The following is a 17,560-nucleotide window of genomic DNA, read 5'->3' as shown; positions in this document are numbered from 1 at the left end:
AAAACCCCAAAGGTCGGGCAGGTAACCTTTTGAGGTCTTTTTCTGACCTCGAAGGTTTAGCCTCTACAAAAGACCTTCGGGGTTTCGAAAACCCCAAAGGTCGGGCAGGTAACCTTTTGAGGTCTTTTTCTGACCTCGAAGGTTTAGCCTCTACAAAAGACCTTCGAGGTTTCAAAAACCTCAAAGGTCGGACAGGTAACCTTTGAGTTCACCAAAGTGCACTCGAAGGTTTTCAGGAATAAAAAATAAAGACCTTCGAGGTTCTAAAAACCTCAAAGGTCAAACTTTCTCAAATCTTATGTCTTATGTCTTGAGTCTAAAAAAACATGAAAACAAATAAACAAATAATTATCATCATCCTCGGCAGCCTTTTCTTTGGGGCGGTAGCAGGATATCTGATTCGTGGGGGAGGGGAAGAGCATCCTGACCACGAGCATACGCATATAGATGAAAACGGGGTGGAATACACCTGTTCCATGCATCCTCAGATCCGTCAAAATGAACCTGGGCAATGTCCGCTTTGCGGGATGGCACTTTCTCCAGTCAGCAAAAAAATGGGCGGAGAATCCAGCCCCTTTGTGTTGGAAATGATCCCCGAGGCAGTTGCTCTTTCCAACGTGCAGACTGTCAGGGTTAAATCCGGGGCTGGTACAGGGAAACTTTCCCTAACAGGAAAAATCCAAGCCAATGAACAACGTGTGAAAAGTCTTACTGTTAATTATGCGGGAAGGGTGGATCAATTGTTTGTCAACTTTACCGGGCAGGAGGTCAGAAGGGGTAAAAAATTAGCGACCCTCTATTCCCCCGAACTGGTCAATGCCCAAAAGGAGCTGTTGGAAACGGCCAAAATCAAAGAGCGTCAACCGGCACTCTACCAAGCTGCTAGAGAAAAACTGAGACTTTGGAAGATTTCGGAGGAGCAGATTGCAAAGATAGAAAGTTCAGGTGAGGTACAGTCCCAATTTGACGTCTATGCTGATGTGGCTGGTGTGGTGACGGCTAGAAATGTTTCAGTAGGTGACTTCGTCAGCAGGGGTTCTGTGCTTTTTGAGATAGTGGACCTGAGTACGGTATGGGTGATTTTGGATGCTTACGAATCTGATTTAGGTGCCATCAAGAAAGGAGATGATTTGAGTTTCTCTGTTTCCGCTTATCCAGGAAGGGCTTTCAATGCGAAGGTAACTTACATTGATCCAGTCTTAAACCCAGATACCAGAACTGTAGGAGTTCGTGCTGAAGCAAACAATCGGAATTTTGAGTTGAAACCGGAAATGTTTGTCTCTGCCAATATCTCTACAGGCCAAGCAGGTCAGTCAGGTTTGATGATTCCCAAGACAGCGATACTATGGACAGGGCCTAGATCGGTGGTCTATGTGCAGTTAGGGGATAAGGAAGCTCCGGCATTCGAGATGCGTGAGGTAGAATTGGGGCCAAGGGTAGGAGAAGACTACTTGGTTTTGTCAGGAGTAGAAGAAGGTGATCAGGTGGTCAGTAATGGGGTTTTTGCCATTGATGCAGCGGCACAGTTGAGTGGTAATTACAGCATGATGACCAGGCCGGAAGTGAAGACTTTGGATACACCTGAGGAATTTAGAAAACAACTTACAGCATTTGTGCAAAGCTATCTTCCCATCAAGGATGCCTTGGTCAAAACCGATGCGGATGCTACCCAAAAGACAATCAGACCTGCCAAAGCCAGTTTGGCCAAAGTGGATATGAAGGTTTTGGAAGGAAAGGCCCATGACATTTGGATGGATTTGTTGAGGCCTATGCAGATCAGTCTGGATAAAATAACACAGACTTCAGATGTGGAGGAACAAAGGAAGCATTTCGAGACCTTATCCGACAACCTAATTGAAGCAGTGGAATATTTCGGTGTGGTGGATCAAACCCTTTACCGTCAATATTGTCCTATGGTTTTTCGAGACGAAGGAGCTTATTGGTTGAGCTCTGAAAAGGAAATCAGAAATCCATATTTCGGGGACATGATGCTCACTTGTGGAGAGGTCAAGAAAACCTATCAGCCGGGTAAGAGAGTCACTTCATCGTCTGATACCAAGTCATCGGTGCAGGTGGGGCATAAGCATTAAATTGATATTGGTTGATATTGAGATATTAGTCCCTGGATTGTCGGGATATCTTAATTAAACAGAGGTATATTGGTTTGGGATATTCATGTTTACCTTGGAATCGAGTCTTATGTAAGATGCGGATTTAGGCTTCTTTGTCAAAAGGTTCAAATCTTTGGTTTACTGAATACTATTGGTAAATATCAATAAATATCTAAATATCAATAAATATCTTAATTTCAATAATCAAATTTAAAATATGAAAGCTAAAAATTATATGATTATCCTATTCTCAATGATTATCCTTTCATGCACCTCCAACAAGACAGAGGAGAAGGAAGTAGCAAAAGATGAACATGCCCATCATGACCATAGTGCCCATGCAGGAGCGTCTAATTCCAAAAGCCCAAGAACGGCGGCCATGGCCAATATTGGATCCAACCATGTGCACATAGACTATTCTGCTCCCAGTGTAAGAGGGAGAGAGATTTTCGGGGGGCTCGTGGCTTATGATGAAGTATGGGTGACTGGGGCACATTCGGCTGCCAGTATTTCTTTCAATCAAGATCTCGAGATCGAGGGTGAAGTGATACCAGCAGGAAAATATGCGCTATTTACCATCCCAGGTAAAGAAAGCTGGACGGTAATCCTTAATACCAATTATAAACAGCATCTTGCTGACGACTATGATGAATCAGAAGATGTGGCAAGGTTCGAGGTGCCATCCATTCGTTTGGACGAAGCTGAAGAGCAATTGAAATTTGAGGTTACAGCAGCGGATTTAAAAACAGGGGTAATTTGGTTTAAGTGGGCTGGAAAAGGTTTTATGCTTGGTATAGTATCCAAATCATAAGCTGGCCTGTCACTGGCACTATTGAGTGGCTGTTCTTATTGTTTCGGTTTTAACAATTTTTTCTTGGATACTTGGAATATTTCAAAAATAAACTATTTTTGAGCGATTTTTGGTATTATTCTAAGGTGGTGTTCGGTGGTTTAAAGTAGAAGGTATGGATAGGGTCGTATTTTTTTTGCTCATCCTATTTGGGGGTACAGCTGTTGTTCAAGGGCAAGATGTAGGTGTTATTATAGAATTTTTGGATAGAGCAGAGCAAATGCAGTACAACGACAGAGACTCTGCTATATTTTTTGCAAGCAAAGCATTTGAGCTCACCAAAAGCGCCGGTGATTCTGAGCTTCACGCCAAGGCGTTAAATAGACTAGGGGCACTTTATTACGTTTCCGGTGATTATGATAAATCATTTAGTCATTTTTTGTCGGCAAAGGAGATTTCTGAGCGATTGGGGGACGTTGGGCAGACGGTATTTTCCATGAACGGGATCGGATTGATCTACTTGGCTAAGAAGTCCTATGCTGATGCAATCGAGATGTGGGAAAAATGCCTAGTACACAACCGCGCGCACAACGACACTCTTTCCATATCCAAGAACTTGATAAATTTAAGCATCGCGTTGGAGGATCTGGGGCGGTATGAGGAAGGACAGGAGCGGTTGATGGAAAGTTTATCGATTTTGGCTGGTAAAAACGATTCGGTCTACGGTGTAATGACCGTAAACCGGTTGGGAAGAACATCCTTTCTGTTGGAGGAGTATAGTCAGGCGATTTATTATTTTGAGAAAGTGCTCGAAGAAGACATGAAGGCAAACAACTGGGAGAAGGCATATGCTTTTACAGGTCTTGCGGAGGTTTATCATAGATTGGGGAAGTTTGAAAGTGCAAAGGAGGCCGGACTGGAAGGTATGCGGTTTGCTGAGCATGTAGGGGCTGTATGGGATTTGGAGCGGGTGTCGGCAATATTGTCCAAAGTCTTTGAAGAATCTGGAGACTATGCCAATGCCTTGAAATATACCCGATTGAACAAGGTTTTTAGTGATAGTTTATACAACGAGGCAAAGGACCAGCAGTTGGCGCAGCTCCACCTGAAGCTTTCACAAAGTGAGATTGCCAAGTTAAAAGTGGAAAATGAACTCACTCTTCAGAAGATCAAGCGGAAGAACTATGGCTTGTTTTTTTCAACGGCCGGCTTTGCGTTATTAGTTGGATTGTCGTTTATGCTTCGGAGAAATCTCAAGCAAAAGGATGCCTATACCCGGGAACTAACGGAAAAACACGTGTCAATCGAATCCCAGAAGAGGCAGATTCAGGAGCAGAATCATGCGCTCCAACACATCAATCAGACAAAGGACAAGTTACTCTCAATTGTTGCCCATGACCTGCGCTCTCCGCTACATTCTATTTTGCAGATACTTGAATTGTACAGGGAGGGTTGTTTTGAAGATGGGCAAAAGGACGAAGCATTGGATTTGCTGTATTCGCAGGTGGTCAAAACAGATTCCATGCTGACGAACATACTGAAATGGGTAAACGAACAGATTGACAATATCAATCCTAAATTTGAGGTAGTATTTCCGGTACAGGAAGTGGAGGAATTGCTCGGAGCGTATGCGTTTCAGGCTAAATCAAAGGATTTGGAGGTCTGCCACGAGCGGGCAGATTCAGCCCCAATTTGGGTCGATAGGGGGCATTTTCAGCTTATCGTTCAAAATCTGCTTCATAACGCCATTAAATTCACTCCCCGCGGTGGCGTAATCAGGCTATACTACACGCAGGGTCCCAACTCGGTGAGCCTTCATATTCGGGATACAGGCAATGGCTTGGATGAGGAAGCACAATCCGTTTTTAATTCGTCAGGTGACGTTCGAATCGCTTCTAAGATAGGCACGGCCAACGAAACCGGATCCGGGCTCGGCTTGATGCTGGTTAGGCAATTTGTGGTGAACAACAAGGGTTCTATTCACCTTGTAAGTGATTCTGAACAAGGTACAGAGTTTGTTGTGACTTTTATGAAAGTCGAGCGTGCGGCTTGATTTGCTTAGTTAACCCCGAGTCGGTTTGTTTTTCTTTGCATGACCAATCTTTTGTAAAGTTCGGCAATCCAAAGCACAAAGGATGACATCGCCACCCAAAATAAAAACTCGGTTGCCTTGATCGGCTGGAAATTGAATAGTTGGGCAAATAAGGGAACCTCAATTATCAATACCTGGATTACCACAGAGACGATAAGTGCGTAGTTTATCCACTTGTTGGAGAAAAATCCTATCTCAAAAATTGACCCGCGAAGATTACGCATGTTGAAGACGTTGAAAAGTTGGCAAAAAGCCAAAACAATGAAGGTCACTGTCCGGGCTTTCTCCACTCCCATAGGGAGATAATGCGTATAGGCGGTTACCGCCAAGGCTGTCATGTAAGAGGCATTAATTATAAGGAATGGTAAAATTTCCGAATTGAGGATATTTTCGGACGGTCGAATTGGTTTTGCATCCAGCTCGTCTCCGTGTCCCTTTTCTGCGGCGAGTGCTTTGTCGCAGAATCCGTCGGTTACCAAATTGATCCATAGAATTTGCGTGGCAGTAAGCGGGATAGGATATCCCATCGAAACCGTGATGATTAAGGTCAGGATTTCAGCAAAATTTGTAGTTACTAGAAAGAAACTGGTACGTCTGGCGTTATTAAATACGATTCTGCCCTGTTCGATTGCGTGAACGATTGTGGCGAAGTTATCGTCAGCCAACACCATCATGGACGCATCCCTGGCCACGTCCGTTCCCATGATGCCCATGGATACACCTATGTTGGCCTGTTTCAGTGCTGGAGCGTCATTTACGCCATCTCCTGTCATCGCTACTAGATGCCCATGTTCTTGCAATGCTTCTGCAATTTTTAGTTTCATCAATGGGGTTAATCTTGAGAAGACATCCGCCTCTATTACCGCATTGGAAAATTCCATTGGACCCATCTGTTGAAGTTGGGAATCCGTGTAGACGACATCCCGTCCGGGCAATGCTATCCCAACCTTTCGGGCAATGGCCAAGGCGGTATCGGCATGGTCTCCGGTTGCCATAATGACCCGAATACCCGCCCGATGGCATGCTTCTACCGCTTCTTTAACGCCCGGTCTAGGCGGATCGATCATTCCCGCAAATCCTACAAATATCAAGGCATCATCTAATTCATCTGTTTTTTCCAACTCCTTGTATGCCATGGCGAGTACTCGAAGGCTTTCTTTTGACCAGGAGGTTAATTTTGCTTTGATTTCACCTTCCTTATCAGTTCCCTCCATCATCCCGATTGCCCCGTCACTTTCCAGGCAGTGGGTGCACCGTGCCAGAATAGCCTCGGGAGCTCCGATAAAAAACCGAAGCAGTCTGCCTGATTTTTCTACGGTCGTTGTTCGGTACTTCAGCTCTGAACTGAACGCATTATCCTCGACAACTTGTAGATCTTTCTTTCTTTTTCCTTTATTTGCCAGTACCAAAAAAGCCGCCTCGGTAGGATCTCCTGTTACCTGAAACGCCCCATTTGGCTTTTTGGTGACGGACGTCTGGTGGCAATGGGCGGCTATTTCCAATAGTTGGTTGACAGAATAGCTGGCTTCGTCCTTAAGCTGTATCTTTCCCACACTATCCCACCCCTCGCCTGTGACGGGTATTTCATCGTATCCGAATGGCCATATTTTTCGGATCGTCATTGTGTTTTGGGTAAGGGTACCTGTTTTGTCCGTCACAATAGTGGACACGGAGCCAAGGCTTTCTGTTGCTGTAAACTCCCGTATAATGGCATTTTTCGTTGACATTCGGTAGGATCCAATCGCCAACACAATGGAAAGCACTGCGGGCAGGCCCTCAGGAATAGCAGATACCAACGCAGCGATGGAAATCAGGAGAACTTCCGATAATTCCCCTCCTCGGACAAAATAAGCCGCCACAAACAAGATAAGTGCGCTCCCTATTGCAATAAAGGCCATTTGTTTGGCTAATTTATCGGTCTTCCGCTGAAAATTTGTTTTCTGTGGTTTGATGCCCGACAGAGTGGAGGCAATTTCACCGATTTGGGTTTTTAGTCCGGTTCCGGTTACCCATGCTCGCGCTGAACCGCTGGCTAGGAAAGTGCTTTTCCATAGCATATTCGAACGTTCCGCCAGAGGCGATTCCAGTGCCACCGCTTTGGCTTTTTTCTCTACAGGTACCGCTTCGCCCGTTAGCGACGCTTCCGTTGCACGCGCATTTTTCTCTAAAAATACACGGGCATCGGCTGGGATAAGATCTCCCTCCTCCACTACGATCACATCTCCCGGAACCAGCATTTTTGAATCGATGGTCTTCAGGTTTCCATCCCGTATGACTTTACATTTGGGCACCAACATGTTTTTCAGCGACGCTACCGCGTCCTCAGCCTTATACTCCTGTATGAAGCCGATGATGGCATTGATAAGTATGATGCCGAGTATCACATATACATCTACCAAGTGGCCGGTCAAATAGGAAATGAACGCTGCGGCAAACAAAATGTACACCATCAGGTTGTTGAACTGTTTGAGCGCAATTTTCCAAAGGGGCCGTTTGCCCGGATCGGGTATCTCGTTCAAGCCAAAATCCTTGACCCTATTGGTGGCTTCTTGATCACTAAGTCCGGTTTCCGAGGTGCCTAGCTGGGTTTTTAACGTCTGAAGTTCGCAGTGGTGTGGGTGTTGGGGTAATTTGATCATTTGGTTATCGCATTTTTCACCATGATGAATTCCGAAATGTTTTCTTGATCGAGTAGGCCCATAAAGTGGTTTTGCTCAAAAATCAAGGCAACTTTGGTGTTTTCGGAAGCCATTTTTTTGAAGGCTTCCTCTAATGGAAGATGCAATTCCAAGCGAAGTGGGGTTTTGTTTGCGACAGCCTCTATTGCCACTTGGTCACCATGTGCCTGTAGGCCCTTAATGATGTCATCCCGGGAGAGCGTTCCGACCGCCATATCGTCCTTTACGACAACAAAATGGGTGGATTGGCCATCCAGTAATTTTTCTATCGCCTTCGAAAGCGGTGCATCAAAAGCGACAATCGGAAAGTTGCTCATCACCACATCAGCAACGTAAAATCCTTTCAAAAAGGACGTTTGCGTCGTGTGGCTAACCTCTGCTTGGGCGCCTAGGAAGATGAAAATCCCTATGAATACCAAAATCGGATTATAAAAGAGTCCGAAAAAAACAAAACCGATGGCCAGTAACTGCCCAATGCTTCCGGCGATCTGGGTAGCCCTTACCCTATCCATCCGGATTGAAAGCAAGGCACGAAGTACCCTGCCCCCATCCATCGGGAAAGCCGGCAGCATATTAAAAACAGCCAGAAGGAGATTGGCCGATGCAAGGTACAGAACAATCGTACTTTTGTCCAGATGGGTTTCCTCCAATCGGTCTATCTCGAGGCCGCCAAGATATACGACGATGGAAAGCAGGAAAAAGATGACGATATTGACCATAGGTCCGGCCAAGGCGACGTACAATTCCTGCCGGGGATCTTCCGGCAGTTTTTCCAGTCTTGCCAACCCACCTATGGGCAGCAAGATGATGTCCTTTGTTTGGATACCGTATTTCTGGGCAGTAAGTGCGTGTCCAAATTCATGCAACAGCACACAAAAGAAAATCGAAAGGATAAAGATAACGGACCAGATACTGTCGTCTAGCGCCAAGCCAGAGCGGGCGTTGGCGATAATGATCCAAAGTAACAAAATAGAGAATGTCCAGTGTATGAATACTTTAATTCCTTTGTATTTACCAAGGTACAGGGAAAACTTCATTTGCTAGGGATTTTAATTGCTCCGTAGCGTTAAGTTAGGGTATTTTATCTTTTTTTCACATATTTTCTTTTCCTGTTTCTAAATCTGTTCTATTTAATATCCATTTTGGAGTTGAATGCATTATATTTGAGCTTGATTTGAAGTATGAAGACGGTAAGATGCTGGTTATTCTCCAAGTGAGATGCGCTGGAGCAGGGGTTAACTTGAAAATGGCCGACTCCTTCTTATCGAATTCGTTTCCTTTGGTTTTTGGTTCACCTACTTAAACCAACAGGACTGTGTTCAACCCCCACGTTTGTACAGGCGGTTGTTGTTGTCCCTCGCTCGTTGGGACACATGGACCTTCGCGGTTTGAAACACCGGAAGGCGTCTTTAATTTTGCAAGACAAACCCGTATTAAGGTGGCCTAATGTTGGTTACACGTCAAAAATGTATGATTTTGTTTAATAGTCTTTCATTCAATAAAGCTGCATAAGTAAAACGTAAATATCCTTGTAATGGCAAAAAGAAATATTACGCTGAAAATGATTTCAGAGCATGAATATGAGTCAGTGAATGCTACCGGCAATAAAGTTCAGATCGACATGCATGAACCCTCTTTGAAGAGGCATCAGGCTCCAATGGAATTGCTTTTGTCCGCATTGGCGGGGTGCTCGGCTGTCGATGCAGTGTCTATGATGAAAAAGCGCCGAAAGGAGGTGGTGGATCTAGTAGTAGATGCTGAAGGTGATAGAGATGAGGGTATTCCTGCCTTTTACAAGAGCATCCACCTGAAGTTTATCCTGACTTCGCCCGATGCCACATTGGAAGAATTTGAAAAGGTTGTTAAGCTTGCGGTAGAAAAGTATTGCTCGGTTGCTTCCTCGTTGAAGTCAAGCGTTACTCATTCCTGCGAAATCGTTCGGCCATCATGAGAGTTATCAAGGAACTCTCCAATGAGGGCATTCGGGTGAGTGTATTCTCATGGAACAATAAGTACCTGCTGAAATTTGAACAGGGCATGATCGAGCAGACGTTCAAGGTGTCGGAACTGGACGTGCTGGACGAACAAAGCCTAGATGGTTTTCTTCAAGGGGAATTTTGGGAATTGGTGAAAAAAAGGTTTGAAGAAATGCACCGTTGTCTTAGGAATCAATTGGAATTTAGTTAAATTCACCTGAGGTTTGACTATTTATAGATGAAATATAGATTTTTTATTTCGTTTTCTGTTTTACTAATTTCTTTTGCTTGTAGGAGAGAAGAAAAAGGGAATGATTTTGTGTATTTTGACTATTTGGATTCTGTTATCAATGCATTGGAAGTAGATTTAATGCCGTTGGAATACGAAATAGTGGAATTGGCGAAATATACTGAGAGTCTGTATCCATTGCGGGACAGCTTGATTGCAGTTGCCGATAAATCCAAGTATTTTGTGGACAGGAACAATTGGTTTAGAAACCAACGTTGGGAATCCTCCAGCAGCACCGTTTTTGTTTCGTTTTTTTCCGACAACCTAGCCCGATCAAAAGAAGAGATTTTTCTGACAGAGCCCCTTGATAGCGTTTTTGCGGTATTGACAGAGAAATACCCAATGATTGCGCAAGTTTATTATAACACAAAGAGCCAGACGTCCCGGGTTTATCCCCCGTATGACTTGATGAATACGATCGAACCTGAAATCGATGTCACGGCTTTTAATTTTTATTACCTCGCTACCGAAGACAAAAATCCGGAAAAAAAACGTGTTTGGATCGACGAAATCTACATCGATCCAGCGGGTCGGGGTTGGATAATGTCGTTGATACATCCGGTTTATTTTAAGCAGGAGTTTATGGGGGTTTTGGGAATAGATATTACGTTGACAGACCTGATGCCTTATTTTTCTGGCAATAGAAATGGTAATTTGATGATAATAGACAACTTGGGTACCATAGTAGCGGGAGGTGACCGCGCAATAGAAGCGTTAAGCATGCCCCCACTACGAAATCACACGTACATACAAACCATTTTGTCTGACAATTTCAGAAAAGAGGATTTTAACCTGTTTAGAAGTAAAAGTAAAGAGGTTCGCCAGATGGCCGCGAAGTTCCTATTGGAAAAGGAAACCGATTTTAGGTTTGAGTTGGATGGCGATAAATTGGAGGCTTTTTGTAGGCCTATGAATATGTTAGGGTGGTATATGTTGAGCATTCATCCCAGAGAATGATGGAGAGGTCGGAAGGAAGCCGAAAGTCAGGACTGATTTTTTGGCTGTTTGGATTTGGGGTTGTGTCGGTCTTATTGATCATCGTACTCGCATGCACCTTCTATGGCGCGTTATCCGATAATCTGCTGGAAACGAGGTTCCAATTTCTTAGTAAGCAGGTGGAGTTGGCAGCTAATGAGTCCCAAAGAAAGTTCACGGATTTGAATGAGGAGTTGGTTTCTTTTGTCAACTCCCCTGAGAATCTCAATAGATTAGATATAGAATTGATCGAAATCCTTGAAGATGCAAAGATTCGGCGATTGCTCAACAATTATTTCAGCTTGATAGACACTGTTTTCGTAAAGCATGGCGATCAAACGTCCTTTTATAAACTAAATGCAAATAATTATTTTGAGAAGGGGCGAGTGGCCCAAATGCCCTCCAAAGAGGGCTGTAGTCCGTGTTTAAAGGTGATTTCGACTCGGAGTGACATGACCGTTTTGGTGCGGTTACGGTTGGAGTCATTTTTTTCGGAGGCAGTGATGAATTACTACCTGGGCAATGGTACCAGTAAGCTACTATTGTCAGACGGTATGCTCAAGAGCCTTGTTTTGGAGCAGGATTCCGACGTGCTTTCCCTAGACCATGCTTCGTTTGATAAATTATCGAGGGAATTTGCCGGTGGGCTGCGGGGTAAGCATACAGGGACTTTTTCCATTGAGGGAAGGGCAGAGGTGCCGGTCATCATCGTACAGTACCCCTTTACACTTCACGAGATAGGAAAATCGTTTGCCTTTGTTTTTTTGCAGGAAAGAGGTGCCATTACTTCCAATATTTACGGAAATTACATGGTGGTTTTTGTTTTGTTGTTTGGACTATTGCTGCTGGTGCTTCTCTTTTCCTATAAGTACTTTGAAATAAATGCGAAGCGAAATTTGCTACTCAAAAAGAAGACGGAGGACCTTGAGCAATTGTTTAATCAACAAACCATGCTGCTTCAGCAAACAAAGGGGTTTGTTTACTATCACGACCATGAATGGAAGCTGCATAATATTAGCGAGAATGTTGAAAATGTGATTGGTTACCAAGAAAGTGAGCTTACCAGGGATCGGTATGATCAGTTGTTTTTGAGTGGTTTTGACACAGTTTTGGATGCAATCCAAGGAAATTTGATGTCCAAACGGGAATATTTTGTGTACGATACCGATATACGTAAGAAAAATGGGGAGGTAATTCGGGTCAGGCTGTTTGAGCATTTTCTCTACGATGATTCGGGAAATTTTTATGGTGGGGTAGGCATTTGTACGGATATCAACGACAAATACCAAGCGGAACAGGAACTTGTTAAGAGTGAAAACCGGCTAAGGTCTGTACTGAGAAGCTTGCCGGATATCATCTTCATTTATGATAATGAGGGTGTGTTTTTGGATTATTATGTGCAGGATGAGTCTTTATTGGTGATGTCCCCTGCGGAGTCGATAGGCCTCAAGATAAACGATGTACTCAAAGGAGAAACCGGTCAACAATTGATGGTCGCTTTTGAAAAAGCAGTGAAGACGGGAAAGATCCAGACAAAGGAGATGGATTTGCTCCTTAAGATCGGACGGGTATACTTTGAGGTCAGGTTTTTTAAGCTCGATGAAAACAGGATGATGTCGGTGGCAAGGGATATAACCGGACAAAAGCTGTGGGAAAGAGGTCTTCAGGAGGCCAAGGAAGCTGCCGAGAAGGCAAATGTGGAGAAATCCCGTTTCTTGGCAAACATGAGCCATGAAATCAGGACACCCATGAACGGGTTATTAGGCATGATTTCACTTCTGGAACAAACAGGTATTACCGATGAACAGCGAAAGTTGGTTTCCATCATGTCAGATTCAGGAGAGGCTCTCTTGGCAATAGTAAATGATATATTAGACTATTCGAAAATCGAAGCAGGCAAGCTAGAACTGAACCCCGTTCCGTTCGAAATACGCAAGGAACTGGCCAAAATCGTGAATATGTTTACCGGGTTAGCTGGTTCCAAGCGTATTGACTTGACCTTTGAGGTTGCAGATGCGATCCCTGAGGTAATCGAATTGGATAGGGAAAAGCTCAATCAGATTTTGATCAATATCATTGGCAATGCCATTAAATACTCACTGCAAGGTGGCAGTGTCGTTGTTTCGATGTGGGGGGAGGAGATTTTCACAGAGACATTGATCTTAAATGTGCAGGTTAAAGACACAGGCATTGGGATTCCAAAGGACAAAATTCCTTATTTGACCCTGCCTTTTACACAAGTAGAAGAAAACCAGGTTGGCGAGTACAAAGGAACCGGACTTGGCTTAGCCATAGCCAATCGGTTGATTGAACTCATGGGAGGCGGTCTTCAGGTGGAAAGTGAGCTTGGAGTTGGCTCTGTCTTTAGTTTTAATGTAATGGCCAAAACAGAGAATACGACATCACTACCCGAAGAGTATGCAGGTACTAGTCGGGAAGCTTACGACCTTCCGTTGACAGCTGCCCAGTATCCACTCAGTATTTTGGTGGTGGAAGACAACGATATCAACCTCCAGTTTATGAGAATGCTAATGCGGCAAATGGGATACGAAATCACCTCGGCTCCAAATGGTCTTAATGCAGTTCAGAGATTTGAGGAATCTCCTTTCGATTTGATTTTTATGGATATCCAAATGCCTGGTATGAATGGCATGGAAGCCACTAAGGTGATCCGAAGTAAGCCCCATGGTGAGCGAACCCATATCGTTGGACTATCTGCTAATGTGTTTCAGGGAGATATTGACCTGGCAATCGGCGCCGGCATGAACAGTTATTTGACGAAGCCGGTCCGAATTATAGATATTCTAAGAGAAGTTAGGATTTGCGCTGATAGAAAAACCGAGGCAAAGGCCAAACCCAAAGGTGTCACGTAGGGCCGCCGAGGCTGTAATCAGGGTTTAATTTACCAAAGACTGGTGCCTATGTCAAAGGCCTCCAAATAGTCGGCAACTCTCCTCACAAACATTCCCCCTAACGCACCGTCAACCACTCGATGATCGTAGGAGTGGGACATGTACATTTTGTGCCTAATGGCGATGACGTCTCCGGTTGGTGTTTCGAGCACAGCTGGCTTTTTGACAATCGTGCCCACTGCCAATATAGCCACTTGCGGTTGCATGATGATGGGTGTTCCCATGATATTGCCAAAAGGGCCAATGTTTGACAAGGTATAAGTTCCTCCTGTCAAATCTTCCGGATTCAATTGATTTTTACGGCCCCGATTCGCCAGCTCATTTACTTTCTTGGATAGTCCAATTAAGCTGAGCTGGTCGGCATTTTTGATGACCGGTACGATCAAATTCCCGCTTGGTAAAGCTACCGCTACCCCTACATTGATGTCTTTTTTCTTGATGATCCTTTCTCCATCCACCGAGATATTGATCATCGGAAAGTCTCGGAGTGCCCTAGCGATCGCCTGAACAAAAATCGGGGTAAATGTAATTTTTTCGCCTTCCCTTTGCTGGTATTCATCTTTTATCTTGTTCCGCCAAATGACCAAGTTGGTCAAGTCAGCTTCTACGAATGAGGTAACCGTCGCTGATATCCGTTGCGATTCGAGCATTCGCTCCGAAATCATTTTCCGCATTCGGTCCATCTCAATGATTTCGTCACCCCCGGTAATAAGAGCCCCCGGAGTTTGGAAGTTTTCGAAATGGGTGGTCTTTTGGGACACTTCGTCGCGGGACTTTATGTAGTGAAACATATCCGCCTTGGTAACCCGCCCATCTTTGCCTGTGCCTGGTATCCGGGCCAATTCATGGGTATCAATGTTTTCTGCCTTGGCGATGGCACGCACTAATGGGGAGTAAAATCTCTCGTCAATGTTGATTTGATTATCAGTTGTTTGTAATGAGGAACCGCCACCTAAAATGGTATTTGTATGGGTTGGCGTTACGGCTAATAGGTCATTGGCCAAGTCACTCTTTTCTTCAGAATCAGCCAAAGATTGGTCCGACTCGGACTCATTGGCGACTTCAATAAGAGCGATCGGCTGGCCTACCTTAGCTACCTCGCCTTCTTTGACCAATATCTTTTTTAAAACACCGGATTTCAAGCTTGGTACTTCGGTATCCACTTTGTCCGTGGCGACCTCAAGAATAGATTCATCTTCTTCGATAGCTTCGCCTTCCTTTTTCAGCCAGGCGAGAATGGTTCCTTCAAAGATGCTTTCGCCCATTTTGGGCATGATCATTTCTAGTAGTGCCATGACAAATTGTTTTTTCGACCTAGGTGCAATAGAAATTAAATTCTAAATTTCTTTTATTTAATCGTTAAAATCAAAATATTCATTCAGTTTCTCCGAGAATGCAGGTGCGGAGAAGGCTCATGGCTGAAATGGCCGTGAGATGGATGTTTACCGAGCGATCTTGGGTGAGCTTCAACAGTTTGGTTTTTACTCCCCCTTTATAGCTGCATGCTATCCATACAGTGCCAACGGGCTTTTCTGCGGTACCGCCCGATGGACCGGCTATTCCGCTGCTTGCAAGACCGTAATCAGCATTCAGTTCTTCCCGAACACCATGTGCCATTTCTATGACTGTGCGTTCACTTACGGCACCTTCAGTTAGAAGTGTGGTAGCCGAAACGCCCAATAGGCTTTCTTTCAGCGTATTTTGATACGGAATCACGCCGCCATTGAAGTAAGCGCTGGAGCCAGGTATGGATGTAAGTAAATGGGCAATGTATCCGCCGGAGCAGCTTTCAGCTGTAGCCACCGTTTGACCTTTCTCCTTCAATAGTATTCCCACAGCTTCATGCAACGGAACATTCCCATACGCATAGATATACTTTTCGATTTGTGGCTTTAACAACTCCAACTGGCCTGCGACGGCAGACGATGCAGATTCCATGTCATCGGCAAAGCCGGTCAACCGAAGTTTTACTTCGCCCAATGAAGGCAAGTAGGCCAGTTTTACATGTTCAGGAAGCGCTGTTTCCCAGTCCTTTATAAGATCTGAAAGCCAACTCTCTCCTATACCGACCGTTCGGATAAGTTGATGGAAGATCACAGGGAGGTCAAACATTTCCCGTAATTTGGGCAATACAAAATCCTGCATCAGCTTTTTCATCTCATGGGGCACTCCGGGCATTGACATCCAAACACAGCCTCGTTCTTCAAACCACATGCCCGGAGCCGTTCCAACCTCGTTTGGCACATAACGGCATTTGGTGGGTAGATGCGCCTGTAACTTGTTTGTCTCGGTGAGCTCTCGGCCTCTTTTCTCAAAAAAGCCCTTTACTGACTCCAACGCCTCAGGAACCAATTCGAGGTCGCATTCGAAGTACGACGCAAGAAGCGGTTTGGTCAAATCATCCTGGGTTGGGCCGAGGCCGCCGGTCATCAGAATAATATCGGCATTTACTTCTGCTGCCGCAAATGCATTCAGTATCGCTTCCCGGTTGTCTCCAACAGTGGTTCTACGAACGACCCTCACGCCTATTGCTGTCAACTCCTGACTGATCCAGTGACTATTTGTATCCTGTATCTGTCCGTATAACAATTCATCGCCGATGGAAATGATCTCCGCACGAACCTCTTTTTTCATGTGTCTATAATTTGTTTCTTTTGCGTCACCTGTCCCGGCTTGATCCATCAGAGGGATTCCGCATGGTTACCGGTCACCCCGCTTTGGTCATTTGCCTTAAGCTGGATTTTTTTGGTTGTACGCCTTTGAGCGGCTAATTTAACTAAATTCAGCCAGCCAGTTTCCCCGATTGGGCAGTTTTATAGAGGTAAGCAAATTCTACCCTAAAAAGGCACTGGTTATCAATCACATCAAATTGATTTAACTCTTTGGTTGGTTTTTTTAAAGACATTGCTTGTCTGAAATACATTAACGCCTGATAAGGCGCCAATTCCGATTATTCAGCATTCTTCATTGGGAGATGGATTATTTCGGATCATTTTTTGTTTCATGGATGGAAACTAACCATGCCTAGCTTATGAAGGAGTTTTGGGATGAGCGATACGGTGGCACTGAATATGTCTATGGTGTAGAGCCAAATGTTTTTTTCAAAGAGTCGTTGGCTTCGCTATCTCCTGGTAGTATGCTACTTCCGGCGGAAGGAGAAGGAAGAAACGCTGTTTTTGCTGCGTCTATCGGATGGAAGGTATCAGCGTTTGATCAAAGCGAGCAAGCGAAGAGGAAATCGGATTTACTCGCCAAAAAGAGAGGTGTTCAACTGGATTACCGGGTCGGTACCTTAGAGGATTTGGCTTTTGCTTCTGAATCCTTCGATGCGATTGGATTGATATATGCCCATTTTCCTCCTGCCTTGAAAGAATCGTATCATAGGGTATTTCACAGCTTGCTAAGGCCGGGTGGGATGATACTGTTTGAAGCTTTTAGCAAAGGAAATCTGGAGTACCTACTTAAAAACCCCAACATCGGAGGCCCGAAGGATGAGGATACGTTGTTTAGTAGGGATGAACTGCGGGATTTTTTTTCCGGCTACGAGCTTTTTCTTTTGGAGGAGAAAGAGGTTGTGCTCGAAGAGGGTATTTTTCACAACGGCAAAGGACTGGTCATACGTATGATTGCCAAAAAGCCAACCAGGGGATCTAGGAGAGATATATGAATTTGCAGCTGTTCCATTTTGTCTGATTCCAGCTTCGTCAAATTGGAAGAAAATCTTTTTTTGGGTAGAT

Annotated in this window: 13 protein-coding genes; 9 read left to right on the top strand and 4 right to left on the bottom strand. The window is 44.6% G+C overall.

What is annotated here, in order from left to right:
* From ADIS_RS23355 to ADIS_RS04330, 4 genes are all read left to right on the top strand, one after another.
* The coding region (locus tag ADIS_RS23355) for a hypothetical protein (RefSeq protein WP_035804642.1) at nt 1–206 on the top strand (206 nt) is incomplete at its 5' end.
* Nucleotides 207–326: 120 nt separating this feature from the next.
* Nucleotides 327–2,090, top strand: coding sequence for an efflux RND transporter periplasmic adaptor subunit (locus tag ADIS_RS04340; protein WP_010853125.1), 1,764 nt, complete (start codon nt 327–329; stop codon nt 2,088–2,090).
* Nucleotides 2,091–2,328: 238 nt separating this feature from the next.
* Nucleotides 2,329–2,922 carry a DUF2911 domain-containing protein gene (locus tag ADIS_RS04335; RefSeq protein ID WP_010853124.1) on the top strand — a complete coding sequence of 198 codons (594 nt, stop codon included), beginning with the start codon at nt 2,329–2,331 and terminating at the stop codon, nt 2,920–2,922.
* Nucleotides 2,923–3,076: 154 nt separating this feature from the next.
* The gene (locus ADIS_RS04330) at nt 3,077–4,954 is read left to right on the top strand and encodes an ATP-binding protein (protein ID WP_010853123.1); all 1,878 of its coding nucleotides are present in this window, start codon (nt 3,077–3,079) and stop codon (nt 4,952–4,954) included.
* 5 nt (nt 4,955–4,959) lie between these two features.
* On the opposite strand, the gene ADIS_RS04325 is transcribed toward ADIS_RS04330, so the two are convergent.
* Nucleotides 4,960–7,632 carry a cation-translocating P-type ATPase gene (locus ADIS_RS04325; RefSeq protein ID WP_010853122.1) on the bottom strand — a complete coding sequence of 891 codons (2,673 nt, stop codon included), beginning with the start codon at nt 7,630–7,632 and terminating at the stop codon, nt 4,960–4,962.
* Entirely contained in the window at nt 7,629–8,708 is a 1,080-nt protein-coding gene (locus tag ADIS_RS04320; protein ID WP_010853121.1) for a site-2 protease family protein, read from the bottom strand. The genes ADIS_RS04325 and ADIS_RS04320 overlap by 4 nt, the downstream gene beginning before the upstream one ends.
* A 497-nt stretch (nt 8,709–9,205) precedes the next feature.
* Between ADIS_RS04320 and ADIS_RS04315 the strand changes: the two genes are divergently transcribed.
* Genes ADIS_RS04315 through ADIS_RS04300 form a run of 4 tightly spaced genes read left to right on the top strand, consistent with a single transcriptional unit; the run spans nt 9,206 to nt 13,784 of the window.
* Entirely contained in the window at nt 9,206–9,622 is a 417-nt protein-coding gene (locus ADIS_RS04315) for an OsmC family protein (RefSeq protein ID WP_010853120.1), read from the top strand.
* Nucleotides 9,619–9,858, top strand: coding sequence for a hypothetical protein (locus ADIS_RS04310; RefSeq protein ID WP_010853119.1), 240 nt, complete (start codon nt 9,619–9,621; stop codon nt 9,856–9,858). The genes ADIS_RS04315 and ADIS_RS04310 overlap by 4 nt, the downstream gene beginning before the upstream one ends.
* 27 nt (nt 9,859–9,885) lie before the next feature.
* Nucleotides 9,886–10,893: a cache domain-containing protein gene (locus ADIS_RS04305; RefSeq protein WP_010853118.1), complete on the top strand. Its 1,008-nt coding sequence runs from the start codon at nt 9,886–9,888 to the stop codon at nt 10,891–10,893.
* On the top strand, nt 10,890–13,784 hold the full coding sequence (locus tag ADIS_RS04300; protein WP_010853117.1) for a PAS domain-containing hybrid sensor histidine kinase/response regulator: 2,895 nt from the start codon (nt 10,890–10,892) through the stop codon (nt 13,782–13,784). Before ADIS_RS04305 ends, ADIS_RS04300 begins: the two co-directional genes overlap by 4 nt.
* 29 nt (nt 13,785–13,813) lie before the next feature.
* Here the strand turns inward: ADIS_RS04300 and ADIS_RS04295 are convergent, their stop codons facing one another.
* Nucleotides 13,814–15,118, bottom strand: coding sequence for a dihydrolipoamide acetyltransferase family protein (locus tag ADIS_RS04295; protein WP_010853116.1), 1,305 nt, complete (start codon nt 15,116–15,118; stop codon nt 13,814–13,816).
* Nucleotides 15,119–15,197: 79 nt separating this feature from the next.
* Nucleotides 15,198–16,457 (bottom strand): competence/damage-inducible protein A, encoded by a 1,260-nt coding sequence (locus ADIS_RS04290; protein ID WP_010853115.1) that lies wholly within the window; start codon nt 16,455–16,457, stop codon nt 15,198–15,200.
* Nucleotides 16,458–16,854: 397 nt separating this feature from the next.
* Between ADIS_RS04290 and ADIS_RS04285 the strand changes: the two genes are divergently transcribed.
* Nucleotides 16,855–17,490 (top strand): class I SAM-dependent methyltransferase, encoded by a 636-nt coding sequence (locus ADIS_RS04285; RefSeq protein ID WP_010853113.1) that lies wholly within the window; start codon nt 16,855–16,857, stop codon nt 17,488–17,490.
* Nucleotides 17,491–17,560: the final 70 nt, after the last annotated feature.

Source organism: Lunatimonas lonarensis (assembly GCF_000390185.1).
Classification (GTDB): Bacteria; Bacteroidota; Bacteroidia; order Cytophagales; family Cyclobacteriaceae; genus Lunatimonas; species Lunatimonas lonarensis.
The sequence above is the reverse complement of the archived record's forward strand: the minus strand, read 5'-3'. Positions and strand labels throughout refer to the sequence as shown.

Coding starts and splice junctions, on each gene's coding strand:
- ADIS_RS04285 (WP_010853113.1), top strand. CDS start 16,855: ATGAAGGAGTTTTGGGATGAGCGATACGGTGGCACTGAATATGTCTAT.
- ADIS_RS04320 (WP_010853121.1), bottom strand. CDS start 8,708: ATGAAGTTTTCCCTGTACCTTGGTAAATACAAAGGAATTAAAGTATTC.
- ADIS_RS04290 (WP_010853115.1), bottom strand. CDS start 16,457: ATGAAAAAAGAGGTTCGTGCGGAGATCATTTCCATCGGCGATGAATTG.
- ADIS_RS04300 (WP_010853117.1), top strand. CDS start 10,890: ATGATGGAGAGGTCGGAAGGAAGCCGAAAGTCAGGACTGATTTTTTGG.
- ADIS_RS04305 (WP_010853118.1), top strand. CDS start 9,886: ATGAAATATAGATTTTTTATTTCGTTTTCTGTTTTACTAATTTCTTTT.
- ADIS_RS04340 (WP_010853125.1), top strand. CDS start 327: ATGAAAACAAATAAACAAATAATTATCATCATCCTCGGCAGCCTTTTC.
- ADIS_RS04310 (WP_010853119.1), top strand. CDS start 9,619: ATGAGAGTTATCAAGGAACTCTCCAATGAGGGCATTCGGGTGAGTGTA.
- ADIS_RS04330 (WP_010853123.1), top strand. CDS start 3,077: ATGGATAGGGTCGTATTTTTTTTGCTCATCCTATTTGGGGGTACAGCT.
- ADIS_RS04335 (WP_010853124.1), top strand. CDS start 2,329: ATGAAAGCTAAAAATTATATGATTATCCTATTCTCAATGATTATCCTT.
- ADIS_RS04325 (WP_010853122.1), bottom strand. CDS start 7,632: ATGATCAAATTACCCCAACACCCACACCACTGCGAACTTCAGACGTTA.
- ADIS_RS04295 (WP_010853116.1), bottom strand. CDS start 15,118: ATGGCACTACTAGAAATGATCATGCCCAAAATGGGCGAAAGCATCTTT.
- ADIS_RS04315 (WP_010853120.1), top strand. CDS start 9,206: ATGGCAAAAAGAAATATTACGCTGAAAATGATTTCAGAGCATGAATAT.